Source organism: Leclercia sp. M50 (genome assembly GCF_037150775.1).
GTDB lineage: Bacteria > Pseudomonadota > Gammaproteobacteria > Enterobacterales > Enterobacteriaceae > Enterobacter.
Window position 1 is genome coordinate 1 of record NZ_JBBCPK010000036.1, and the last position, 23,391, is coordinate 23,391.

29 protein-coding genes and 1 pseudogene are annotated in these 23,391 nt (G+C 56.7%); 15 read left to right on the plus strand and 15 right to left on the minus strand.

From position 1 onward, the window contains the following. The 9 genes and pseudogenes from flgJ to flgB all read right to left on the minus strand — a co-directional run. Positions 1-103, minus strand: a pseudogene (gene flgJ, locus WFM46_RS10780) (flagellar assembly peptidoglycan hydrolase FlgJ); the annotation flags it as partial. After that, the gene (locus WFM46_RS10785) at positions 103-1,200 is read right to left on the minus strand and encodes a flagellar basal body P-ring protein FlgI (protein WP_103179080.1); all 1,098 of its coding nucleotides are present in this window, start codon (positions 1,198-1,200) and stop codon (positions 103-105) included. The gene WFM46_RS10785 and the pseudogene flgJ, both read right to left, overlap by 1 nt. A 12-nt stretch (positions 1,201-1,212) precedes the next feature. Further along, positions 1,213-1,911: a flagellar basal body L-ring protein FlgH gene (flgH, locus tag WFM46_RS10790; RefSeq protein ID WP_039028917.1), complete on the minus strand. Its 699-nt coding sequence runs from the start codon at positions 1,909-1,911 to the stop codon at positions 1,213-1,215. 57 nt (positions 1,912-1,968) lie between these two features. Continuing rightward, entirely contained in the window at positions 1,969-2,751 is a 783-nt protein-coding gene (gene flgG, locus WFM46_RS10795) for a flagellar basal-body rod protein FlgG (RefSeq protein WP_032617536.1), read from the minus strand. Between the two features lie 11 nt (positions 2,752-2,762). Continuing rightward, a complete protein-coding gene (locus WFM46_RS10800) occupies positions 2,763-3,518 on the minus strand; it encodes a flagellar basal body rod protein FlgF (protein ID WP_336997612.1) in 756 nt (251 codons plus the stop codon). Positions 3,519-3,538: 20 nt separating this feature from the next. Continuing rightward, positions 3,539-4,801, minus strand: coding sequence for a flagellar hook protein FlgE (gene flgE, locus WFM46_RS10805; protein ID WP_156654275.1), 1,263 nt, complete (start codon positions 4,799-4,801; stop codon positions 3,539-3,541). Between the two features lie 26 nt (positions 4,802-4,827). Next, entirely contained in the window at positions 4,828-5,532 is a 705-nt protein-coding gene (flgD, locus tag WFM46_RS10810) for a flagellar hook assembly protein FlgD (RefSeq protein ID WP_103179077.1), read from the minus strand. A gap of 11 nt (positions 5,533-5,543) precedes the next feature. Further along, positions 5,544-5,948 (minus strand): flagellar basal body rod protein FlgC, encoded by a 405-nt coding sequence (gene flgC / locus WFM46_RS10815; protein WP_103179076.1) that lies wholly within the window; start codon positions 5,946-5,948, stop codon positions 5,544-5,546. Next, the gene (gene flgB, locus WFM46_RS10820) at positions 5,948-6,367 is read right to left on the minus strand and encodes a flagellar basal body rod protein FlgB (protein WP_103179075.1); all 420 of its coding nucleotides are present in this window, start codon (positions 6,365-6,367) and stop codon (positions 5,948-5,950) included. Before flgB ends, flgC begins: the two co-directional genes overlap by 1 nt. A 160-nt stretch (positions 6,368-6,527) precedes the next feature. On the opposite strand from flgB, the gene flgA reads away from it, so the two are divergent. The 3 genes from flgA to flgN all read left to right on the plus strand — a co-directional run bounded on the left by flgA (position 6,528) and on the right by flgN (position 7,996). Beyond that, positions 6,528-7,184 carry a flagellar basal body P-ring formation chaperone FlgA gene (gene flgA, locus WFM46_RS10825; RefSeq protein WP_214421832.1) on the plus strand — a complete coding sequence of 219 codons (657 nt, stop codon included), beginning with the start codon at positions 6,528-6,530 and terminating at the stop codon, positions 7,182-7,184. A gap of 94 nt (positions 7,185-7,278) precedes the next feature. Then, complete coding sequence (gene flgM / locus WFM46_RS10830; protein WP_103179073.1) at positions 7,279-7,566, plus strand: flagellar biosynthesis anti-sigma factor FlgM; 288 nt, start codon at positions 7,279-7,281, stop codon at positions 7,564-7,566. Between the two features lie 7 nt (positions 7,567-7,573). Beyond that, complete coding sequence (flgN, locus tag WFM46_RS10835) at positions 7,574-7,996, plus strand: flagella biosynthesis chaperone FlgN (protein ID WP_103179072.1); 423 nt, start codon at positions 7,574-7,576, stop codon at positions 7,994-7,996. A 56-nt stretch (positions 7,997-8,052) separates the two neighbouring features. Here the strand turns inward: flgN and murJ are convergent, their stop codons facing one another. The 4 genes from murJ to rimJ form a co-directional block, all read right to left on the minus strand. Beyond that, complete coding sequence (murJ, locus tag WFM46_RS10840; protein WP_336997613.1) at positions 8,053-9,588, minus strand: murein biosynthesis integral membrane protein MurJ; 1,536 nt, start codon at positions 9,586-9,588, stop codon at positions 8,053-8,055. A 150-nt stretch (positions 9,589-9,738) separates the two neighbouring features. Beyond that, positions 9,739-10,662 (minus strand): Gfo/Idh/MocA family oxidoreductase, encoded by a 924-nt coding sequence (locus WFM46_RS10845; protein WP_180209144.1) that lies wholly within the window; start codon positions 10,660-10,662, stop codon positions 9,739-9,741. 2 nt (positions 10,663-10,664) lie between these two features. After that, positions 10,665-11,312 carry a YceH family protein gene (locus WFM46_RS10850; protein ID WP_336997614.1) on the minus strand — a complete coding sequence of 216 codons (648 nt, stop codon included), beginning with the start codon at positions 11,310-11,312 and terminating at the stop codon, positions 10,665-10,667. A 9-nt stretch (positions 11,313-11,321) separates the two neighbouring features. Beyond that, positions 11,322-11,906, minus strand: coding sequence for a ribosomal protein S5-alanine N-acetyltransferase (gene rimJ, locus WFM46_RS10855; protein WP_103179068.1), 585 nt, complete (start codon positions 11,904-11,906; stop codon positions 11,322-11,324). A 358-nt stretch (positions 11,907-12,264) separates the two neighbouring features. On the opposite strand from rimJ, the gene mdtH reads away from it, so the two are divergent. The 9 genes from mdtH to WFM46_RS10900 all read left to right on the plus strand — a co-directional run bounded on the left by mdtH (position 12,265) and on the right by WFM46_RS10900 (position 18,967). Beyond that, positions 12,265-13,473 carry a multidrug efflux MFS transporter MdtH gene (mdtH, locus tag WFM46_RS10860; RefSeq protein ID WP_103179067.1) on the plus strand — a complete coding sequence of 403 codons (1,209 nt, stop codon included), beginning with the start codon at positions 12,265-12,267 and terminating at the stop codon, positions 13,471-13,473. 119 nt (positions 13,474-13,592) lie between these two features. Further along, the gene (locus WFM46_RS10865; RefSeq protein WP_103179066.1) at positions 13,593-14,153 is read left to right on the plus strand and encodes a lipoprotein; all 561 of its coding nucleotides are present in this window, start codon (positions 13,593-13,595) and stop codon (positions 14,151-14,153) included. 109 nt (positions 14,154-14,262) lie between these two features. Next, on the plus strand, positions 14,263-15,309 hold the full coding sequence (pyrC, locus tag WFM46_RS10870; protein ID WP_180209142.1) for a dihydroorotase: 1,047 nt from the start codon (positions 14,263-14,265) through the stop codon (positions 15,307-15,309). Positions 15,310-15,383: 74 nt separating this feature from the next. Next, positions 15,384-15,587, plus strand: a complete 204-nt coding sequence (gene dinI / locus WFM46_RS10875; protein WP_336997615.1) for a DNA damage-inducible protein I — start codon at positions 15,384-15,386, stop codon at positions 15,585-15,587. Between the two features lie 315 nt (positions 15,588-15,902). Then, the gene (gene bssS, locus WFM46_RS10880; RefSeq protein ID WP_103179063.1) at positions 15,903-16,157 is read left to right on the plus strand and encodes a biofilm formation regulator BssS; all 255 of its coding nucleotides are present in this window, start codon (positions 15,903-15,905) and stop codon (positions 16,155-16,157) included. A gap of 116 nt (positions 16,158-16,273) precedes the next feature. Next, a complete protein-coding gene (solA, locus tag WFM46_RS10885) occupies positions 16,274-17,392 on the plus strand; it encodes an N-methyl-L-tryptophan oxidase (protein ID WP_336997616.1) in 1,119 nt (372 codons plus the stop codon). 56 nt (positions 17,393-17,448) lie between these two features. Continuing rightward, positions 17,449-17,562 (plus strand): DUF2770 family protein, encoded by a 114-nt coding sequence (locus WFM46_RS10890; protein ID WP_180209140.1) that lies wholly within the window; start codon positions 17,449-17,451, stop codon positions 17,560-17,562. A 261-nt stretch (positions 17,563-17,823) separates the two neighbouring features. Then, positions 17,824-18,390 (plus strand): cytochrome b/b6 domain-containing protein, encoded by a 567-nt coding sequence (locus WFM46_RS10895; RefSeq protein WP_180209139.1) that lies wholly within the window; start codon positions 17,824-17,826, stop codon positions 18,388-18,390. Between the two features lies 1 nt (position 18,391). Continuing rightward, the gene (locus WFM46_RS10900) at positions 18,392-18,967 is read left to right on the plus strand and encodes a YceI family protein (RefSeq protein WP_103179061.1); all 576 of its coding nucleotides are present in this window, start codon (positions 18,392-18,394) and stop codon (positions 18,965-18,967) included. Between the two features lie 39 nt (positions 18,968-19,006). Here the strand turns inward: WFM46_RS10900 and trhO are convergent, their stop codons facing one another. Further along, positions 19,007-20,056, minus strand: a complete 1,050-nt coding sequence (trhO, locus tag WFM46_RS10905; RefSeq protein ID WP_325940132.1) for an oxygen-dependent tRNA uridine(34) hydroxylase TrhO — start codon at positions 20,054-20,056, stop codon at positions 19,007-19,009. A 220-nt stretch (positions 20,057-20,276) separates the two neighbouring features. Between trhO and WFM46_RS10910 the strand changes: the two genes are divergently transcribed. The 3 genes from WFM46_RS10910 (at position 20,277) to WFM46_RS10920 (ending at position 23,073) form a co-directional block, all read left to right on the plus strand. Continuing rightward, positions 20,277-21,203, plus strand: a complete 927-nt coding sequence (locus tag WFM46_RS10910) for a Kdo(2)-lipid IV(A) acyltransferase (protein ID WP_336997617.1) — start codon at positions 20,277-20,279, stop codon at positions 21,201-21,203. A 146-nt stretch (positions 21,204-21,349) separates the two neighbouring features. Beyond that, positions 21,350-22,600: a multidrug efflux MFS transporter MdtG gene (gene mdtG, locus WFM46_RS10915; protein ID WP_103179058.1), complete on the plus strand. Its 1,251-nt coding sequence runs from the start codon at positions 21,350-21,352 to the stop codon at positions 22,598-22,600. Positions 22,601-22,698: 98 nt separating this feature from the next. Then, positions 22,699-23,073, plus strand: a complete 375-nt coding sequence (locus WFM46_RS10920) for a MysB family protein (RefSeq protein ID WP_103179057.1) — start codon at positions 22,699-22,701, stop codon at positions 23,071-23,073. Here WFM46_RS10920 and WFM46_RS10925 read toward each other — a convergent pair whose 3' ends face one another. Then, positions 23,074-23,301 carry a YceK/YidQ family lipoprotein gene (locus WFM46_RS10925; protein WP_103179056.1) on the minus strand — a complete coding sequence of 76 codons (228 nt, stop codon included), beginning with the start codon at positions 23,299-23,301 and terminating at the stop codon, positions 23,074-23,076. Between the last annotated feature and the right edge of the window lie 90 nt (positions 23,302-23,391).

Genomic DNA, 23,391 nt, shown 5'->3' on the forward strand with positions numbered 1-23,391 from the left:
GGCGGATATTGCCCGCCGGATCTTTGCCCGCATTAGACTTCAGTTCGTTGAGCGACTGGGTATCCCAGGCTGCGCTGCTCAGCAGTTTGCTATCGGTCAGCATCAGATAATTTCCAGTTTGGCGCGCAGGCAGCCCGCGCTCTGCATGGATTGCAGAATCGACATCAGATCCATTGGGGTGGCACCCAGCGCATTCAGGGCACGTACCACGTTGTTCAGGTTGGCGCTGGAGCGCACGCTCTGCAGCGAGCCGCCGCTCTGACGCAAATCGATCTGGGTCTGCGGCGTCACCACCGTTTCACCGCCGCCAAACGGCGTATCTGGCTGGCTGACGTTAGCCGAGCGGTTGACGGTCACCGACAGGTTGCCCTGCGCCACGGCGCAGCTGTCCAGCGTCACCTCACGGTTCATCACCACCGAGCCGGTGCGGGAGTTGATGATCACTTTGGCATCCTGCGGCGTGACGTTCACTTCCATATTCTGGATATCCGCCAGCAGACGCACCTGGTTACTGCCGCCGCTGGAGACGCGGATCTGCACGGTGCGGGCATCCAGCGCGGTGGCGCTGCCGTAGCCGCGGTTGCGGTTGATGGTGTCCGCAATCTGCTGCGCCATAGTGAAGTCGTCATTATTCAGCTGCAGGTTAATGGTGTTGCCGCTGCCGAACTGGGTCGGCAGTTCACGCTCAATAACCGCCCCGTTAGTAATACGGCCGCCGTTAAGCTGGTTGACCTGCACGCTGCTGCCGCCTGCGGAGGCACCCGCCCCGCCGACAAGGATATTACCCTGCGCCAGGGCATACACCTGGCTATCTACCCCTTTCAGGGGGGTCATCAGCAGAGTCCCGCCGCGCAGGCTTTTCGCATTCCCCATGGAGGAGACCACCACGTCGATGGTTTGCCCCTGGCGCGCAAAGGCCGGGAAAGAGGCGGTGACCATTACCGCCGCCACGTTTTTCAGCTGCATGTTGGTCCCGGCGGGCACCGTGATGCCGAGCTGGGAGAGCATGTTGTTCAGACTCTGGGTCGTGAACGGCGTCTGGGTGGTCTGGTCACCCGTCCCGTCAAGCCCCACAACCAGACCGTAACCGATCAGTGAGTTTTCCCGCACACCCTGTACGCTTGTGAGATCGCGAATACGGTCGGCCTGGGCACATGTCGCCACCAGCACCAGCAGGAACCCGAAGAGGGATTTAAACATAGGTCACCTCGATTACATCGGTGATAAGTTAAGGAAGAAACGCTGCAACCAGCCCATATTCTGCGCCTCATTGATGTAGCCGTTGCCGACATACTCAATGCGCGCATCGGCCACCTGAGTGGACGGTACGGTGTTGGAGCCGCTGATGGTGCGAGGGTTAACCACACCGGAGAAGCGAATGAATTCCGTGCCCTGGTTGATGGCGATCTGTTTTTCACCCACTACATGTAAATTGCCGTTCGCCAGCACCTGGTCGACGGTTACCGTCAACGTGCCGCTAAAGGTGTTGCTGGCATTGGCGCCGCCTTTACCGTTAAAGGAGTTGCCGCCAGACGCCTCGGCATCGGCACGCGCATTACCGAAGAGTCCTTCGAGATAGCGTGGCACAGTGTCGAAGCCAAAATTGGTTTTCCCGTCGCGGCTGGCATTCGCCGACGAGCTCTTACTGGCGCTGACGTTTTCCTGTAGCTGGATGGTCAGCGTATCGCCGATATTACGTGGGCGACGGTCTTCAAACAGCGGCTGATAACCGTAGTTAATCGGCTGCGCGGTCTGGAAAATTGAGCCATTCACTACCGGCGTCGGGCCAGGAATGGGTTGGGCGGAAGTCGCACCCTGCACCAAAGGTTGAGACGGAACCCAGGCGCAACCGCTGAGGGTAACGGCCAGGAGAGTCACTATGGGATAACGAATCGCCGCGTGTTTTTGCATTGCCTTCATCTTCGAAAACAGGGAGCCGGTGCGGCGTGAACCGCACCGGGCTACACCTTAGAGTTGCGTCAGTTTCTGCAGCATCTGGTCGGTCGTCGACACTGCTTTACTGTTAATTTCGTACGCGCGTTGAACCTGGATCATATTCACCAGTTCTTCCGCGACGTTGACGTTTGAGGTTTCCACATACCCCTGATACAGCAGACCTGAACCGTTCAGACCCGGTGTGCTCTCGTTCGGCGCGCCGGAGGACTGGGTTTCGATGTACAGGTTCTCACCGATGCTTTCCAGACCGGTGTCGTTCATGAAGGTGGTCAGGTTGAGCTGGCCAACCTGCACCGGCGCAGCCTGGCCCTGCTGGGTCACGCTCACGATCCCGTCACGCCCGATGGTAATGCTCAGGGCGTTCGCCGGAATGGTGATCGCCGGCTGCACCTGGAAACCGCCCGCGGTCACCAGCTGGCCGTTCTGATCCACCTGGAACGAACCGTCACGGGTATAGGCAGAGGTCCCGTCCGGGAGCTGAACCTGGAAGAAACCCTGGCCCTTGATCGCCACGTCTTTGCTGTTGTTGGTCTGGGAGAGGTTGCCCTGGCTGTGCAGACGTTCAGTCGCTACCGGGCGAACACCGGTACCAATCTGCAGACCGGAAGGCAGCGTAGTCTGTTCAGACGACTGCGCCCCTGGCTGGCGAATGGTTTGATAAAGCAAATCTTCGAAAACCGCACGCTGACGCTTAAACCCATTGGTGCTGACGTTCGCCAGGTTGTTGGCGATGACATCCATATTGGTTTGCTGCGCGTCGAGGCCCGTTTTCGCGATCCATAAAGAACTGATCATAAGTAGTCCTGTTAACTCATTGACAGCAGTTGGTTGGCGCGACCGGCGTTTTCATCAACGCTGGAAATTACCTTCATCTGCATTTCAAAACGGCGGGCGCTGGCGATCATGTCGGTCATCGCGGTCACCAGCTTAACGTTACTGCCTTCCAGCACGCCAGACATGACGCGAATGGTCGGGTCAGCCTGTAACGTCGCGCCACGGGTAGCCTGCGCCGCCTGGGTCAGACGGAACATGCCGTCGTCGCCACGCTGCACTTCAAAACCTTCGGCTTTTACCAGCTTCAGGCGGCCAACCGGCGCGACGGTGTTTGGCGGATCGCCCGGGTTCAGGGCGGAGATGGTGCCGTCGGCCGCGATGGTGATCTCCGAGCCTTCCGGCACGGTGATCGGGCCACCTTCACCAATAACCGGACGTCCCTGGATGGTCAGTTGCCCGACCGCATCCACCTGGATGTTCCCGTTACGGGTGTAGCCTTCGCCGCCGTCTGCGGTCTGAACCGCCAGCCAGCCGTCCTGCTGCAGCGCCACATCAAGCGGGCGCGAGGTGTAATCCATCTGCCCGGGCGTCATATCGGCTCCCGGGGTGGAGGCGGTCACCAGCGTACGCGTCGGCAGGGAGAGCCCTTCCACCGGGACGGCGCGCATCGCATTGAGCTGCGCGCGAAAGCCCGGCGTCGAAGCGTTCGCCAGGTTGCTGGCGGTGACGGCCTGCTGATTTAGCGTCTGACCGGCGGCGCCCATCGCGGTATATATTGCGTGATCCATTAAGCTATCCCGTCAGCCACTTAGCGGAGGTTAACCAGCGTGTTGAGGATCTGATCCTGGGTTTTGATGGTCTGCGCGTTCGACTGATAGTTACGCTGCGCGACGATCATATTGACCAGCTCTTTACTCAGGTCGACGTTGGAGGCTTCCAGCGCGCCGTTGGTCAGGGTACCGAAGTTACCGGAACCGGCGGTGCCCAGCAGCGCCACGCCTGAAGACTGCGTGGCAGACCAGACGTTGTTCCCCTCAGACTGCAGACCTTCGTTGTTGGCGAAGTTTGCCAGTACGATCTGACCCAGCACCTGGTTCTGTTCGTTGGAGTAGTTACCTACCACGGTACCGTCGTCGTTGATCTGATAGCTCACCAGGTCACCCGGCTTGTAGCCGTTCTGGTTGGTCGCCACGATGTTGTTCGCCCCGGTGTTCTGCTGCATGGAGTTCAGGAAGCTCAGGGAGAAGGTCACCGGCAGCGCGCCGCTCAGCGGATCGGTGGTCACGTTAATGGCCGGATTGGCGTTTGGCGTCGCACTCAAAACACCGGCTGGGCTGTAGTTATAGATCCCTTCCAGGTTGCCGTTGGGGTCGAAGCTCATCTGGGCAGATTTGGTGATCTGGCCGTTCGCGGCGCTACCGTCCTGGGTGTAGAGATCCCACTTGTTGTCCGCCGTTTTCACGTAGTAGACATACATGTTGTGGGCGTTACCCTGGTTGTCATAGACGGTGATGGTGCCTTTCTTGTTGAAGCTGTCTGAATCCGGGTTGGCACTGGTCACGTCAAACGGGATGTTAGGCACGCTGTCCGTGGAGTTCAGGTTGATCTGCTGGGCTGCGGTGCTGGTCGCTTTAGCGGCCATCAGATTGTTAGGAATGGTGATCGGCTGCGGGTTCGCGCCGGTCTGTACCGTTGGCGGGCTACCCGCTGCCGGATAGCCGGTCACCTGCAGACCCTGCATGTTTACCAGGTTGCGGTTTTCGTCCAGGCTGAACTGGCCGTTACGGCTGTAATAGACGGAACCGTTGCTGTCGAGCATACGGAAGAAACCGTTCTGGCTGATCGCCACGTCCAGACCACGACCGGTATTAGTGGTGGTACCGTCGCTGAAGTCCTGAGTGATCCCGGCGACTTTTACGCCCAGACCGACTTTGGAACCGGCGAACATATCTGCGAACGACGCGCTACCAGACTTAAAGCCATAGGTCGCGGAGTTGGCAATGTTGTTACCAATGACGTCGAGGTTAGTGGCTGCAGCATTCAGGCCGCTGACCGCTTGTGAAAAGGCCATTTGTTACTCCTGATAAAGGTTAAGGCTTATATAATCTGCCGAACTTCGTCGAGCGTAGTTGTACCGTAAGTCCCCAGATCCAGCGTGTTACCGTTGCTGCTGCGGATCACACCCTGCACCATCGCGAACTGCAGTGGCTGGGCCACCAGCTGCGTACTGCCGCTGCTGGCGGAGATGGCAACGTTATAGGAACCATTTGGCGCACTGCTGCCGTCGGTCATCGTGCCGTCCCAGGTAAAGGTGTGTACTCCCGCTTTCAGTTCGCCGATATCAATGGTACGAACCACCGCACCGTTCCTGTCGGTGATGGTGGCGGTCACTTTATCGGCGCTCTGCTGCAGCTCAACACCAAACGGCGTGGTGGAGGTGGTGCTGGTGCCGTCGGTGCTGCTACTGCCTGCCAGAATGGTGGAGCCCGGGATCATCACGCCATGCCCAATCAGCGTGCTGGCCTGCATCGACTGGCTGCTGTCGAGCTGCCCGGAAATAGAACCCAACGTAGTGTTCAGTTTCTCGATGCCGCTCACCGTACTGATCTGCGCAAGCTGCGTGGTCAGTTCGTTGTTCTGCATCGGGTTGGTTGGATCCTGGTTTTTCAGCTGTGCGACCAGCAGCGTCAGGAAGCTGCTTTGCAGATCGGACGCGTTGCTGCCGGTAAGCGAACTGTTGCCGGTGGTGCCGCTGACGCCTGTGGCACTCGACCTGTCATTGACATTGACTGCAATGGACATTGATCTCTCCTTTACTGGCCCAGAGTGAGCGTTTTAAGCATCATGCTCTTCACGGTGTTCAGTACTTCAACGTTGGCCTGGTAGCTGCGGGACGCTGACATGGTGTTCACCATCTCGCCCACTACATCCACGTTCGGCATTTTGACGTAGCCGTTGGCGTCGGCCAGCGGGTTGCCCGGCTCGTAGACCAGTTTGTCCGGTGCCTGGCTCTCAATTACGCTGGCGACTTTTACCCCGCCGGTTGCGGCGCCCGGTGCCGCATCGACCTGGAATACCACCTGTTTGGCGCGATAAGGTTGCCCGTCCGGACCCGCCACGCTGTCGGCGTTCGCCAGGTTACTGGCGGCGACGTTCAGTCGTTGCGATTGCGCGGTCAGGGCTGAACCCGCGATATCAAAGATATTGAGTAAGGCCATTAACCATTGCCTCCCTGCAGAACATTCATCATGCCTTTAATCTGCCCGCCGAGAACGGTCAGCCCCATCTGGTACTGCAGGCTGTTATCGGCGAACTGCGTACGCTCCCGGTCCATATCGACGGTGTTACCGTCCAGGGATGGCTGATCGGGAATGCGATAAAGTAAATCGATACTCGGGGTGGTTACGGTCTGTGCGGGAATGTGGCGTGCAGACGTCAGCGCAAGGGCGACACCGCTATTTTCGGCCCGACCGCGCTCCATCACTTTCTTTAATTCACTGGAAAAATCGATATCGCGCGCCTGAAACCCGGGGGTGTCGGCGTTAGCGATATTGGCGGCCAGAATCTCCTGACGCTGGGCGCGTAAGTTGAGCGCTTCCTGCTGAAAACGTAGCGCGGCGTCGAGTTTATCGAGCATGTCTCCTCCGCTGATGGCAAAATTTCAGTGGATAGCTTAAATCTCACCCCGTCTACTTCATCGACGGAATAAGCACAAAATGCGTCGCTATTTATTGCGTTGATGGCAAACCCCTACAGGTAGAATTCTGCTCATCATTAAACCGACGGTAACGGGCGATATGGCACTCAAACGTGGTTTCACCGCAACCCTGCTCCTCTGGAGCGCCCTCACGCAGGCGCAGGATCTTGATGCCCAGCTGACAACATTTTTTGCCCAGCGGCTGGCGGGGTTCAGCGATGAGGTTTCGGTGCAGGTTCGCACGCCAGCCAGCATGCGTCCTTCGTGCGAGACGCCTGCATTCAGCGTTCTCGGCAATACGAAGCTGTGGGGCAACGTCAGCGTTACCGCCCGATGTGGCAATGAAAAACGATTTATACAGGTTGCAGTTCAGGCCACGGGCGATTATGTTGTCGCGTCCCGGAGTATCCCCCGGGGTGCCGCCCTGCAGCCGGACAGCGTTACGCTGAAGCGCGGCAGGCTGGATCAGCTTCCGCCCCGGGCCATCCTGGACATTAACCAGGTGCAGAATGCCGTCAGCCTGCGCGATCTGGTGCCAGGGCAGCCTTTGCAGCTATCGATGCTGCGTCAGTCCTGGCGGATCAAAGCGGGGCAGCGGGTGATGGTTATCGCCAGCGGCGACGGCTTTAGCGTTAACGGTGAAGGTCAGGCGCTAAACAATGCGGCGGTTGCGCAAAACGCCCGGGTGAGAATGTCTTCGGGCCAGGTGGTGAGCGGAACGGTGGATTCTGATGGGAATATTCTGATTAACCTATAATCTTTTTAAAGATTATGCGGCGGCTGCCGATATAGAAGTAACTTAATGATGATGTCAGGCGCCAACGCCGCGAACCCTCGATGAGGACAATATAATGAGCATTGATCGTACATCGCCCCTGAAGCCGGTTAGCCCAGTTCAACCGCGCGAAATGAATGACACTGCCACTGCAAAGACTCGCCCGCAAAAATCGGCGACCGCCAACAGCACCAGCGTCACGCTGAGCGATGCCCAGGCGAAACTGATGCAGCCTGGTAGCAACGATATCAACATGGAGCGTGTTGAAGCGCTGAAAACCGCCATCCGCAATGGCGAGCTGAAAATGGATACCAGTAAAATCGCTGATGCGCTGATCCAGGATGCGCAAAGTTTCTTAGAGTAACCACTGTATGAGTCGTCTGACGGAAATAATGGATCAAATGACGGTCGTGTTGAACGACCTGAAAACGGTCATGGACGCCGAACAGCAGCAGCTCTCTGCCGGAAATGTTCATGGCAGCGCGCTGCAGCGCATTACAGAAGATAAAAGCTCACTGCTGGCCACGCTGGACTACCTTGAACAGCAGCGACGCAGCGAGCAATCCGCGCGCCATAGTGCAAATGATGATGTCGTCGAACGCTGGCAAACTATTACTGAAAAAACGCAGCATCTGCGCGATCTGAATCAGCACAACGGGTGGTTACTGGAAGGGCAGATCCTCCGTAACCAGCAGGCGCTTGCCGTGCTTAAGCCGCATCAGGAGACAGGACTGTATGGCGCCGATGGCCAGACAGCCAGCTCACGCAGCGGCGGAAAGAAAATTTCGATTTAATCAGGCGATAGCCACAGGAATGGGGGAGCACCGACAGGCGCTCCCCTTTTTTTGCGTTACGCCGTGCGGCGGGCAAACTCTTTCACCTTAAAGCCCAGCACCGCGAGGGTGGCGAAGTAGGCCACTACCCCCACCAGCACGACCGCCATCAGGCGCAGCAGACGATACGGCATGGTGCCCAGCGACCAGTCCGGCATTACGTAGAGCATCCCCACCAGCGCGGCCGCCATTACCAGCACCGCAATCACCAGACGCAGCAGGAAGCGCGACCAGCCCGGCTGCGGGGTAAAGATCTGCTGTTTACGCAGCTGCCAGTAGAGCAGCCCGGCGTTGAGACAGGCCGCCAGACCGATGGATAACGACAGACCGGCATGCTTCAGCGGACCGATAAACGCGAGGTTCATCACCTGGGTCATAATCAGCGTCACAATGGCTATCTTCACCGGGGTTTTGATGTCCTGGCGCGAATAGAAGCCCGGGGCCAGCACTTTCACCACGATAAGGCCCATCAGTCCCACGGAATAGGCGATCAGCGCCCGCTGGGTCATGGCAGCATCAAAGGCGGTAAATTTACCGTACTGGAACAGGGAGACGGTGAGCGGTTTCGCCAGGATCCCCAGCGCTACGGCGCTTGGCAGCGCCAGCAGGAAGCAGAGGCGTAACCCCCAGTCCATCAGGCGGCAATATTCGTCATGGTTGCCGCTGGCGAAACTGCGGGAGAGTGAAGGCAGTAAAATGGTGCCCAGCGCCACCCCCAGCACCCCGGAGGGAAACTCCATCAGGCGATCGGCGTAGTACATCCAGGAAACCGACCCGGAGACGAGGAAGGAGGCGAAGATGGTGTTGATGATGAGTGAAATCTGGCTCACCGACACGCCAAGGATCGCCGGCCCCATCTGCTTCACCACGCGCATCGCGCCGGCATCGCGCAGGTTAATGCGCGGCAGGACCAGCATGCCGATTTTCTTCAGGTGCGGCAGCTGATACGCCAGCTGGAGTACCCCCCCTACCGTCACCGCCCAGGCCAGCGCCAGTACTGGCGGATGGAAATACGGTGCGGCAAACAGCGCAAAGCCGATCATGCTGACGTTAAGGAAGGTCGGCGCAAAGGCCGGTACCGAGAAGCGGTTCCAGGTGTTGAGGATGGCTCCGACCAGCGACGCCAGGGAGATCAGCAGTATATAAGGAAAGGTGATGCGCAGCAGCTGCGTAGTCAGGGCAAACTTGTCGGCGGTATCGGCAAAGCCGGGGGCGGTCACCATAATCACCCAGGGTGCCGCCAGCATCCCAATCACGGTGACGATGGCCAGCGCGAGGGTCAACAGCCCCGACACATACGCGACAAAGACCCTGGTGGCGTCTTCACCCTCCTTACTTTTATATTCCGCGAGGATAGGCACAAACGCCTGGGAAAAGGCGCCTTCGGCAAAAATTCGACGCAGCAGGTTGGGCAGTTTGAACGCGACAAAAAAGGCGTCAGTGGCCATCCCTGCGCCAAAGACCCGCGCCACAATGGCGTCGCGCGCAAAACCCAGCACGCGCGAAAACATGGTCATCGAGCTGACGGCGGCCAGCGATTTTAATAGGTTCATTAACGTGAGCTTCCACTACCTGAAACAAAACGCCTGCAAAGCAGGCGTCATTTCGCCGGGTATCGCCATGCGTACCCGGCCTGGAAAACGCAAAACGCGCCTAGTCTACTCGTAAAAACAGGAATTGCTATGGGCAGATGTTACAGAGGGTTATTCGCTCATGGCATCGCGCCAGAGCTTCTCCACGATGCGCTGGGCGCGGATCGCCTGTTCACCCGAGGTTTCAGGAACCGTCTGATTTTGCACGCATTCAATAAAGTGGCGCGCGCAGCCCGCAAAACCACGCTGCTCCAGGGTGCTCTGCCAGCCAGGAATAGCCGGCGTAACCACTCCAGCGCCCCGCTCTTCGCGCCACTCGCGCATATCGGTCACGTCCAGCAGCGCGCCGTCCGTTACCGCCTGGACCCACTCCCGCTGGCTGCCTGCCCGGCGGTGCATGGAGGTGGTGATCTGCATATTGCCCGTGCTGAAATGGTGCTCAGCATAGATCATCGCCCCCTGCTCGTTGGTTTGCAGCGTGCCGCCGGTGAGACGCGCATTATCTCCCGCCAGCCACAGCGCGGTGTCCACCACGTGCAGATAATCATCCAGCAGGGTAAAACGCAGATCGTTGGGGCCGACGCTGTCGGCGCGATGCTTATCCATACGCAGGGATGCCGCCCCCTGAAGCCCATTTTTCAGCTGCTGATAGAGCGGCGCAAAGCGACGGTTGAAACCGACCATCAGGGTGCGTTTTTTCTGTGCAGCGAGCTCAATCAGGCGCTCGGCGTCGGCCAGATTGTCCGCCAGCGGTTTATCAACACAGACATGCACCCCGGCATGCAGTAGCTCGCTAACCACCTGGTAATGGGTGGCGGTGGAGGTATGGACAAAGACTGCATCACAGGCGCGGGCCAGCTCCTGCAACGACTCATAGTAAGGCATACGCAGCGATTCACAGATCCTGATCGCCTTATCCCGAGAGGGTGACCAGGCCCCCTGCAATGTCCAGTCTGACGCGGCGCTCAGCACCGGCAGCCAGGCTTTCTGGGCGATCCCCCCCAGCCCTACCACGCCCACTCGTAATTTTGTCACCGTTAATCTCCCAGATGTGCCAGCAGCGAATCGAGGCGCTGCTTCAGTTCTTCGACTTCGTTTTCCAGCGCTTCAACGCGGGCCAGTAAGGTTTCTTCCGTGGCGGGAGCCACTGTCTCAACGGCGGCGGCAGTTTCAACCTCTCCGCTGAAGAGATGCATATAGCGGCTTTCACGCTTGCCCGGCTCCCGCGCCAGGCGCAGGACAAACGGGCCATCCTCTCTTGCCGCCAGGCCTTCGAGGGTCTGTTCCACCTCCTGCATATCGGCGAATTCATGCATGCGCGCCGCCCGGGTGCGCAGCTCGCCCGGGGTCTGCGCCCCGCGCAGCAGCAGGGTGGCGATCAGCGCCACTTCGGCGGAGTTTAGCTTCAGGGCGCCAAACTCGGAGTTGCAAAAACGCTGCTCATATTTGGTGACGCGATTGCCAAAGCCGCTGACGGTGCGCAGGTAGTGGCGTTTCACCAGCGCATCCAGCAGATCCTGTACCTCATGTTCGGCAAGGTTCATCACCGGTTCACGGTTGGTTTTTTGGTTGCAGGCCAGGGTGACCGCATTTACCGAGAGCGGATACTGCTCCGGCGTCGTGACCTGCTTCTCCAGCAGGCAGCCAATGACGCGCGCTTCAGTGGCGCTTAACTGATATTTCATCTCTGTTCCTTAGCGCCCCGCGCTCCACTCTTTGGTTGTCAGCGCCGTCAGGACATGATCGCGCCATTCGCCGTCAATCAGCAGGTAATCTTTGGCGTAGCCCTCCTTTTCAAATCCGAGGCGCGCCAGCAGACCGCCGCTGCGCTGATTGTGCGGCATATAGTTGGCCATAATGCGGTGCATATGCTGGGTACGTTGCATATAGCGGATTGCCGAGGTCAGCGCTTCAAACATCAGCCCCTGCCCCTGCCATTTTTGCCCGATGGAGTACCCCAGATAGCAGGCATGAAACGAGCCCCGCACCACGTTAGAGAAGTTGGCGATGCCAATGATCTCTTTTTCATCGGGGTCCAGCAGGGCAAAGTAGAACGCCGAGCCCTGCTTGTGAAACTCGGCGATCATGCTCAGCCGGGCCTGCCAGCCGGAAGGATAGCAGTGGCTCTCATCCCGCACGGGTTCCCAGGGTTTTAAAAACTGACGATTCTCAGCGTAGTAGTCCGCCAGACGCCAGGCATCACGCTCATGCACGAGGCGAACCACCAGCCGGTCGGTCGTCAGGCGTACTTTCGGCACATTACTGCGATAGCCAAACATGGATACTACTCCTTCATGTTACAACTTTGACCCGTTAGCTTTACTATACCTGCGCCGCTGCCTTCTGGGAAAACAGTGACATACCATTTTGAAGACTTTTCACATTTTTCGATTAAAACCCTCAATCAAAACCCCTTTTTGATAAAAAAATATTGTCGCCTGCGTAGTGGGAAAAAACCTGCCGACACCGCAGAATATTAGCGCGCTCATTATCTTGATACCCTAAATAATTCGAGTTGCAGGAAGGCGGCGACGCAGCGAATCCCCTGGAGCTAACTCCGGTAAGTGACAGGGGTGAGCGAGGAGGCCAACGCACCGGCAACCTGAAGTATGACGGGTATATTTCCCTGGAGGGGAAATGTCCCATATCTCACAGGCCCGGAGCCTCGGTAAATATTTCCTGCTTGTTGATAACATGCTGGTTGTACTCGGCTTTTTTGTCGTTTTCCCCCTCATCTCTATTCGCTTTGTCGATCAGATGGGCTGGGCGGCGTTGATGGTCGGCATTGCGCTGGGGCTGCGCCAGTTTGTCCAGCAGGGGCTGGGGGTGTTTGGCGGCGCGATTGCCGACCGCTTTGGCGCGAAACCGATGATTGTCACCGGCATGCTGCTGCGGGCGGCGGGTTTTGCCACCATGGCGATAGCCCATGAACCCTGGCTGCTATGGGTCTCCTGTATTGTTTCCGGGCTTGGCGGCACGCTGTTCGATCCGCCGCGCACGGCGCTCGTCGTGAAGCTGATCCGTCCCCGGCATCGCGGGCGTTTTTTCTCGCTGCTGATGATGCAGGACAGCGCGGGCGCGGTGGTGGGTGCGCTGCTGGGAAGCTGGCTGTTGCAGTACGATTTTCGGCTGGTCTGCGCCACTGGGGCGGTGCTGTTTATTCTGTGTGCGGCCTTTAACGCCTGGCTGCTGCCCGCCTGGAAGCTCTCCACCGTCAAAGCGCCGGTACGGGAGGGGCTCGACCGCGTCTGGCGCGATAAACGTTTCATTACCTACGTGCTGACGCTGGCGGGCTATTACATGTTGGGCGTACAGGTGATGCTGATGCTGCCGATCATGGTTAACGATATCGCCGGATCGCCGGCGGCGGTGAAGTGGATGTACGCCATTGAGGCCTGCCTCTCCCTCACCCTCCTCTACCCTATTGCTCGCTGGAGCGAAAAACGCTTCCGCCTCGAGCATCGCTTGATGGCGGGCCTGCTGCTGATGTCCCTGAGCATGCTGCCCATTGGGATGGTGAGCTCCCTGCAACAGCTGTTTATGCTGATTTGCACCTTCTATATCGGCTCCATCATCGCCGAACCCGCCCGTGAAACGCTGAGCGCCGAGCTGGCCGATCCGCGCGCGCGGGGCAGCTATATGGGCTTCAGCCGTCTCGGTCTGGCGATTGGTGGCGCGCTGGGCTATGCCGGGGGCGGCTGGCTGTTCGATGCCGGGAAAGCTTTTAACCAGCCTGAACTGCCGTGGGTGATGCTGACTTTGATTGGGGTAACCACCTTCTTCGCGCTGGGCTGGCAGTTCAGCCACAAGCGCGCTGCACCCGGCGTGCTGGAGCCCGGAGCCTGACCGGGACTCAGGCACTATTCCTGTTCTTCGCCGTTATCAGTTTATTCTGCTGGTCTGAGGGACACTCCCCTGACATACTGGCGCGTCAGGATTGAAGCGCCAGTATGTCGAGGAAAACCATGAAAAAGATTGTTATTGCCACTGCGTTGATCATCAGCGGTCTGCTGGTTGGTTGTAATCAGCTCACCCAGTACACGGTCAGTGAACAGGAGATTAACCAGGCCCTGCAGAAGCGCAATAACTTTGCGAAAGATATCGGTGTGCCCGGCGTCGCCGATGCGCATATCGTCCTGAGCAATCTTGCCAGCCAGATTGGCCGCGAAGAGCCGAACAAAGTGATGCTCTCCGGCGACGCCAGTCTGGACATGAATTCGCTGTTCGGCAGCCAGAAAGCCAATATTAAGCTGAAGTTAAAAGCGCTGCCGGTCTTCAATAAGGATCAGGGCGCCATCTACCTGCAACAGATGGAGATCACCGACGCCGTGGTCTCGCCGGAGAAGATGAAACCGGTTCTGCAGACGCTGATGCCATACCTGAATCAGTCCCTGCAAAACTACTTTAATCACCAGCCGGCTTATATCCTGAGCGAAGACAACAGCAAGGGCGAAGCGCTGGCGAAAAAATATGCAAAAGGTATCGAAGTGAAGCCGGGTGAGATTGTCATCCCCTTCGTCGATTAACCCGTGAGGCGCTTCGGCGCCTTTTTTTACAGAAAAGAGTGCAAACGAAAACGTTTCCCCCTATTCTTTGTGTCCGGCAAAAATCATCTCACTCAGCCGGAGCCTATCCATGACTGCACAATCCCAGGTTTTGAAAATCCGCCGCCCAGACGACTGGCATATCCATCTTCGCGATGGCGATATGCTGAAAACCGTCGTGCCGTATACCAGTGAAATTTATGGCCGCGCGATTGTCATGCCAAACCTGGTGCCGCCGGTCACCACGGTCGATGCGGCGATCGCCTATCGCCAGCGCATTCTTGATGCCGTGCCTGCCGGTCACGATTTTACCCCGCTGATGACCTGTTATCTGACCGACACGCTCGATGCGAATGAGATTGAGCGCGGCTTTAGCGAAGGGGTCTTTACCGCCGCCAAACTCTATCCGGCCAACGCCACCACCAACTCCAGCCACGGTGTCACCAGCATTGACGCGATTATGCCGGTGCTCGAGCGCATGGAAAAACTGGGGATGCCCCTGCTGGTGCACGGCGAAGTGACTCATGCCGACATCGACATTTTCGACCGTGAAGCGCGTTTCATCGAAACCGTGATGGAGCCGCTGCGCCAGCGCCTGCCGGGTCTGAAAGTGGTGTTTGAACACATCACCACCAAAGATGCCGCGGAGTACGTGCGCGATGGCAACGAGCTCCTGGCGGCCACCATCACCCCGCAGCACCTGATGTTCAACCGCAACCATATGCTGGTAGGTGGCGTGCGTCCGCACCTCTACTGCCTGCCGATCCTCAAACGCAATGTCCACCAGCAAGCGCTGCGCGAGCTGGTTGCCAGCGGCTTTGCGCGCGCCTTCCTCGGCACCGACTCCGCGCCCCATGCCCGTCATCGTAAAGAGGCCAGCTGTGGCTGTGCAGGCTGCTTTAACGCACCGACCGCCCTTGCCAGCTACGCGCAGGTTTTTGACGAGATGAATGCCCTGCAACATTTCGAGGCGTTCTGCTCCCTGAACGGGCCGCGTTTCTACGGTCTGCCGGTGAATGAGGGCGTTGTTGAGCTGGTGCGCGAAGAGAGCAGCGTCGTGGAGTCCATCCCCCTGACTGACGACACCCTGATCCCCTTCCTCGCGGGTGAAACCGTTCAGTGGACGGTGAAGCGTTAAAAATTGTTTGCCCCCTGTTGTAAGTTCAACAATATAACTGTATAAATACACAGTATATAACACAGGGGGCAATTATGCGTATTGAAGTGACCATTGCCAGAACAACGCCTTTGCCTGCTGGTGCGCTGGATGCACTGGCGGGTGAATTATCCCGCCGTATAAACAACTCCTTTCCCGAACGCGAAGGTGCCGTCACCGTGCGTTATGCGGGGTCAAACAATCTCTCGGTCATCGGTGGCGCAAAAGATGATAAAGAGCGTATCAGCGAAATTTTATAGGAAACCTGGGAGAGCGCTGACGACTGGTTTATTACCGATTAAATTTTCTCCTTCATTGTGTTTTTTTGCCGGGTCGCCCCGGCTTTTTTTCCTCTTTTTATGTGAAAGCACGAATAATCTGACTGACTTCGTCAAAAATCATCAGCAAGATGACGTTTTAATGTTCAAACAATCCTAAAACGCATAAATATTTTGGACTGCCTGTTTCTTTTTCCCTTCAGAAGCCTTATTTATTGATATACTGAAATTGCTTCAGAAAAACACGCATTGAACCTCACAGTCGTTGTCTTTTTAACACGTATTCAGGGGGTTATGATGGAAAAGAATAATGAAGTCATCCAGACCCATCCGCTTGTAGGCTGGGATATCAGCACTGTAGATAGCTACGACGCACTGATGCTGCGTTTGCACTACCAGACTCCAAATCATCCTGACACTGAAGAAGCGGAAGTTGGGCAGACGTTGTGGTTAACCACAGATGTCGCACGCCAGTTTATTTCTATTTTAGAAGCCGGTATTGCAAAAATAGAATCCAGTGACTACCAGGAAAATGAGTACCGGCGACACTAGCGTCACGACACTTTTTCACCCAACAGGCACCTCACGGTGCCTCGTTTATTTCTCCCTTGTATAACCCTGCCTTCTTAATTACCCTGCTAACCAACGAAACGCGTAAAGAGAGCCTCATGAAATACGATCTTATTATTATTGGCAGCGGATCTGTCGGTGCGGCGGCAGGCTATTACGCAACGCGAGCCGGTCAGAACGTACTGATGATCGATGCCCATATGCCACCCCACACCGAAGGGAGCCACCACGGTGATACCCGTCTGATGCGCCACGCTTACGGCGAAGGTGAACGCTATGTGCCGCTGGTGTTACGGGCGCAGGCGCTGTGGGATGAACTGGCGCAAATCAGCGGTGAGCAGGTCTTTGAACGCACGGGGGTAGTCAATCTTGGACCCTCCGACTCGCCATTTCTGGCGACCGTTGAACAGAGCGCCCGCCAGTTCAGCCTCAATCTTGAAAGACTGGACGCGGCAGCGATCATGAAGCGCTGGCCTGAGATCAACGTCCCGGCGGACTATATCGGCCTGTATGAATCCGGGTCGGGCGTACTGCGCAGCGAACTGGCGATTAAAACCTGGATTGCGTTGGCCAAAGAGGCCGGTTGCGCCCAATTGTTTAACTGCCCGGTGAGCGCCATTACCCATCATGAGGACGGCGTCACCGTTGATACCCCGGAAGGCCCCTACAGCGCAAGCCGCCTGCTGGTAAGCGCCGGCACCTGGGTTTCACGTCTGGTTCCCGGCCTGCCGGTGCAGCCGGTACGCAAAGTTTTCTCCTGGTTCCAGGCTGACGGGCGCTACAGCCATCAGAATCACTTCCCTGCCTTTACCGGCGAACTGCCTGACGGCGACCAGTTTTACGGCTTCCCGTCCGAAAAAGATGCCCTGAAGATCGGTAAACACAACGGCGGGCAGGTGATTAACTCGCCGGAAGAGCGTAAGCCGTTTGGCGCGTATCCTGGAGATGGCTCTGAAGCATTCAAATTCCTGCGCAATGTGCTGCCGGGTATCGGCGGCCTGTTACACGGAGCAGCCTGTACCTATGACAACACGCCGGACGAAGATTTCATCATCGATAGCCTGCCGGGTCATGATAATACGCTGCTGATCACCGGCCTGAGCGGGCACGGGTTCAAGTTTGCCAGCGTGCTGGGTGAAATTGCCGCGCAATTCTCTCAGAATATCGCGCCGCCGTTTGATCTCACGCCTTTCTCCCTGTCTCGCTTTAGCCGATAATGGTGTCAGGCTTCGGGTTTCCGAAGCCTTTCATGCATCTTTTTACCGGTCTTCTCATGCGTCGTATCGTTAACTATCTGGTCAATAATATTCGCGAGCACCTGATGCTCTATATTTTGCTGTGGTCGCTGTTAGCAATCCTCGATATTCTTTACATTGTATTTTTCTGATGAGATTCATTGACAAAAATTGACATTTCTTAAAATAACTATAATTTCGCCATAAATTATTTGAACATCATAAAATTGTCACAACCCGCCAAAAATCAGCCGCTCCAGCAAATCATTAACAGCGCCATTGACTATCATTTCCAATATTCATTCAAAATAATCGAACAAATAAAATTAATATTGAATATGTGTAAATATCATTTGCATTAATGTTTTCTCCACGCCATTTTTAGCGCTTGCGAATTAATAATGGTGCTCAAAATGCAGGTGCGAAATTCCCCCACACGCTATGGCGTTATTTCCATGAGTCTGCACTGGCTGATGGCGATTGCGGTTTACGGCATGTTTGGTCTTGGCCTCTGGATGGTGACCCTGAGCTATTATGATGGCTGGTATCACCAGGCACCGGAGCTGCACAAAAGCATCGGCTTTATGCTGATGCTGGCGCTGGTGGTGCGGCTGCTGTGGCGCCATGTCTCCCCTGTTCCGCCGGCGTTGAAAAGCCAGACTCGCTTTACGCGCATTAGCGCTGCCGCCGCCCATATCGCCCTGTATGCCTTGCTTTTCGCCATCCTGATCAGCGGCTATTTGATCTCCACCGCTGACGGAAAACCTATCAGTGTCTTCGGCCTGTTTGACGTCCCCGCCCTGCTGGCCGATGCCGGCCCCCAGGCCGATCTGGCTGGAACCGTGCATTTATGGCTGGCCTGGGGCGTAGTCATTCTCTCCGTATTACATGGACTTGCCGCCATGAAACATCACTTTATCGACAAAGACGCCACCCTGAAACGTATGTTGGGCAAAGCGTCCCCTGACTCTGGAGCATAAAATGAAGAAAAGCCTGCTGGGATTAACCTTAGCGTCTCTGCTGTTCACCACCGGCGCCGCCGTGGCAGCGGACTACAAAATTGATAAACAAGGCCAGCACGCCTTTGTGAACTTCCGTATTCAGCATCTGGGGTACAGCTGGCTGTACGGCACATTCAAGGATTTCGATGGCTCATTTACCTTTGATGAGAGCAATCCGGCGAATGATAAAGTCAATGTCACCCTGAACACCAACAGCCTCGATACTAACCACGCCGAGCGCGACAAGCATCTGCGCAGCGCAGACTTCCTCAACGTGGCGAAATACCCGCAGGCGACCTTTACCTCGACCGAGGTGAAAAAGGATGGTGACGGGCTGGATATTACCGGCAACCTGACGCTAAACGGCGTAACGAAACCGGTTAAGCTGGATGCAAAACTGATTGGTCAGGGTGACGATCCGTGGGGCGGGAAACGCGCCGGGTTTGAGGCATCAGGTAAAATTCACCTGAAAGACTTCAACATCACTACCGATCTGGGCCCGGCGTCGCAGGACGTAGAGCTGATCATTTCGGTAGAAGGGGTTCAGCAGAAATAATGCCCTCGCCCGGTCACGCGACCGGGCAAGGTTTCAGGGTCACTCCGGGTCAGGAATGCCCAGGCGGGTATTCAGACGCCCCCGCGACTTATTAAAGATCTTATTGCCATTTTCGCGCCCGGCACGGCGGCGGCGCTGCTCCTCTTCAGGCAACATGCTCTCTTCGCTACACAGCTCGCTGCAGCAGCCGTTAAACTTCTCAGCGCAGGCCGGACACTGAATAAACAGCAGATGACAACCGTCATTTTTGCAGTTGGTATGGGTGTCGCAGGCGGTGCCGCACTGATGACAGTGGGCAATCACATCATCAGAGATGCGCTCACCCATGCGCTCGTCAAAGACGAAGTTCTTGCCGATAAAGCGCACTGGTAGCCCCTGCTCGCGGGCGCGACGGGCATACTCGATGATCCCGCCTTCGATATGCCACACCTTGTTAAAGCCGTTGTGCTTCATCCAGGCGCTGGCTTTTTCGCAGCGGATCCCGCCGGTGCAGTACATGACAATTTTTTTGTCCTTATGCTCCTGCATCATCTCAACGGCTTTTGGCAGCTGCTCACGGAAAGTATCTGCCGGGATTTCCAGTGCGTTTTCGAAATGGCCCACTTCATATTCATAGTGGTTACGCATATCGATAAACACGGCGTCAGGATCGTCCAGCATGGCGTTCACTTCTGACGCTTTCAGGTAATCGCCCACGTCGCTGGCATCAAAGGTCGGGTCATCAATGCCGTCCGCCACAATGCGCTCCCGCACCTTCATGCGCAGCACCCAGAAGGATTTACCATCATCGTCCAGCGCAATATTCAGGCGCAGGCCGTCCAGGGCCGGATCGAAGCCATAGAGGAAGCTGCGCAGCTCATCGAGCTTGCTTTCAGGCACGCTGATCTGAGCATTGATGCCCTCATGGGCCAGATAGATACGGCCAAAGACGTTCAGCGCGGTTAACGCCTTGTACAGCGCGTCGCGGGTAGCCTGCGGGTTAACGATGGTGAAATATTTATAGAACGAGATCGTCGTGCGCGGCTCGGTTTCAGCCAACATGCGCGCTTTCAGCTCTTCGTTCGAAATGAGGTTGTGTAACACTGGCATGGTGTACGGTTCCTGCAATCGTATGAGAATGAAAATCGGTCGGCATCATATAGCAAACATTGGGAATTTACATCCCTTCATTTTGCGCTACATTTCTCACGTTAAAATGCCGAGGGTATAACATTTGCTCTATTCATGACCATTCCATAGCGATGCATTTTGGTTATCAATGGAAAAATGCGACACTACGCCAACAGGACGTATCACAAACAGGAACGACATGACTCAACTCCCTAAATTTTCCATTGCGCTTCTACATCCTCGTTACTGGCTGACCTGGGCTGGCATCGGTTTATTATGGTTACTGGTGCAGCTGCCCTACCCGCTGATCTACCGTATTGGCTGCGGCCTGGGTCGGCTGGCGATGCGCTTTATGTCCCGCCGCGCCCGCATTGCCCGCCGTAATCTGGAACTCTGTTTCCCGGAGATGAGCGAGCACGAGCGCGACACCATGGTAGTGAAAAATTTTGAATCCGTTGGCATGGGGCTGATGGAGACCGGAATGGCCTGGTTCTGGTCCAATAAGCGTATGGCGCGCTGGACGGAAGTGACCGGCACCGGCATGGATCCGGTGCACAATCTGCAGGCCAATAAAACTGGCGTTCTGCTGATCGGCGTCCATTTTCTGACGCTGGAGATCGGCGCGCGGATGTTTGGCATGCAGGCGCCCGGTATTGGCGTCTATCGCCCGAACGACAACCCGGTGATCGACTGGCTGCAGACATGGGGGCGGATGCGCTCCAACAAGAGCATGATCGACCGTAAAGATCTCAAGGGGATGATCCGCGCCCTGAAATCCGGGGAGGTGATCTGGTACGCGCCGGATCATGACTACGGCCCAACCGCCAGCGTCTTTGTGCCCTTCTTTGCGGTCGACGAGGCAGCTACCACCACCGGCACATGGACGCTGGCCCGTCTGTCGAACGCGGCGATTGTTCCTTTTGTGCCGCGTCGCAAACCTGACGGCAAGGGCTACGAGCTGATGATGCTGGAACCGGAGTGCTCCCCGCCGTTGGATGATGCCAGAACCACAGCCGCGTGGATGAATGAGGTGGTGGAAAAGTGCATTCTGCTGGCGCCCGAACAGTACATGTGGCTGCATCGCCGCTTTAAAACCCGTCCGGAAGGTGTCCCTTCCCGCTATTAATCCTCCCCTGCGGCCTCCGGGCCGCACTGCTCTTTAAGCTTATAATGCTCTCCGTCATTGCAGCAACCATCACCCAGGCGCATAATTAGCAGGCTTATTACCTTCTTTTATAAATGATGCCGTCGCGCATCATAACGCGGATAGCTATGTCTCCCTCAGAAACGCCAATAAACTGGAAGCGGAACCTTATGGTTGCCTGGCTGGGCTGCTTTCTCACGGGCGCCGCTTTTAGCCTGGTGATGCCTTTTCTGCCGCTCTACGTAGAACAACTCGGCGTCAGCGGCCACAGCGCGCTCAATATGTGGTCCGGGCTGGTATTCAGCATCACGTTTCTCTTCTCCGCTATCGCCTCCCCTTTCTGGGGCGGGCTGGCCGACCGCAAAGGGCGCAAAATTATGCTGCTGCGTTCGGCGTTGGGGATGGCCATCATCATGCTGCTGATGGGGCTGGCGCAAAACATCTGGCAGTTTCTGGTGTTGCGCGCGCTTCTGGGGCTGCTGGGCGGCTTTGTGCCTAATGCCAACGCGCTTATCGCCACGCAGATCCCCCGCCATAAAAGCGGCTGGGCGCTGGGAACACTCTCTACTGGTGCGGTAAGCGGCGCTCTGCTTGGCCCACTGGCCGGGGGATTAATGGCGGACAGCTACGGTTTGCGGCCAGTATTTTTTATCACCGCGGGGGTACTGTTTGCCTGCTTCCTGGTGACCTTATTCTGCATCCGGGAAAATTTTACCCCGGTGCCGAAAAAAGAGATGTTGCATGCCCGCGAGGTCTTTGCCTCCCTTAAAAATCCTCGCCTGGTCATCAGCCTGTTTGTCACCACCATGATTATTCAGGTCGCTACCGGCTCCATTGCGCCGATCCTGACGCTCTACGTGCGCGACCTGGCCGGGCATGTGGGCAATATCGCCTTTATCAGCGGCATGATTGCCTCGGTGCCCGGCGTGGCCGCCCTGATCAGCGCCCCGCGACTAGGGAAACTGGGCGATCGGATTGGTCCGGAAAGGATCCTGATCGTCGCGCTGGTGATCTCTGTGCTGCTCCTCATCCCGATGTCATTTGTGCAATCCCCGTGGCAGCTGGGTGTTCTGCGCTTTTTACTCGGGGCGGCCGATGGTGCCCTGCTGCCTGCGGTGCAGACCCTGCTGGTCTATAACTCTACCAATCAGATTGCCGGACGAATCTTCAGCTACAACCAGTCGTTCCGCGATATCGGCAACGTCACCGGCCCTCTTTTGGGGGCCGGTATTGCCGCCAGCTACGGTTTTCGCGCGGTATTTATCGTCACCGCCTGCGTGGTGCTATTCAACGCGATCTATTCGTGGTTCAGTCTGTCCCGTGCCGTGCGCCGACCCAGGGCTATCCCGGAATCAGATAAGGTCTCTGCCGCCGATTAAGACCGCTGCGTGAAGGCTTTTGCCGCTTTCATACTTGCAATTATGGAGAATCAGCTATTCTTTCCCTGAACACCACGTCAATTCACAGGGAGACGCCGATGACTATGTTTGCCACTTTAGAGGAAGCGATTGATGCCGCGCGCGAAGAGTTTCTCGCCGATAATCCCGGCATTGAGGAAGAAGACGCGAATATTGAGCAACTCAATATCCAGAAATATGTCATGCAGGATGGGGACATTATGTGGCAGGCCGAATTTTTTGCCGATGACGGCGAAGACGGCGAGTGCCTGCCCGTACTGAGCGGCGAAGCGGCTCAGGCGGTGTTTGATGGCGATTATGACGAGATTGAGCTGCGTCAGGAGTGGCTGGAAGAGAACACCCTGCATGAATGGGATGAGGGTGAATTCCAGCTTGAGCCGCCGCTGGATACCGAAGAGGGACAAACCGCAGCGGATGAGTGGGACGAACGTTAATTATTCATAGGGCCCGTGCTGAGCGTCGATGGGCAGCAGTAGCGTATCGAAGACCAGGGAGAACGGCAGATCGAGTATCGTCAGGTAGCGCCATGCGGAGTCACGGACATCCCATTGCACGCCCGGGTAATATTGATTGCCGTGTCCTTGACCTGGGATCGTCCGGCTAATGATACTGCCGCAGCCGCTCAGTAATAGCGCCATTGTGATGACGATGAAAAATCTCATCCAGTACCTCAAAAGATAAAAATACCGGCTCCAGGGCCGGTATTTATTTGCCTGGCGGCGCTGCGCTTGCACGGGCCTACAGATTTTGTA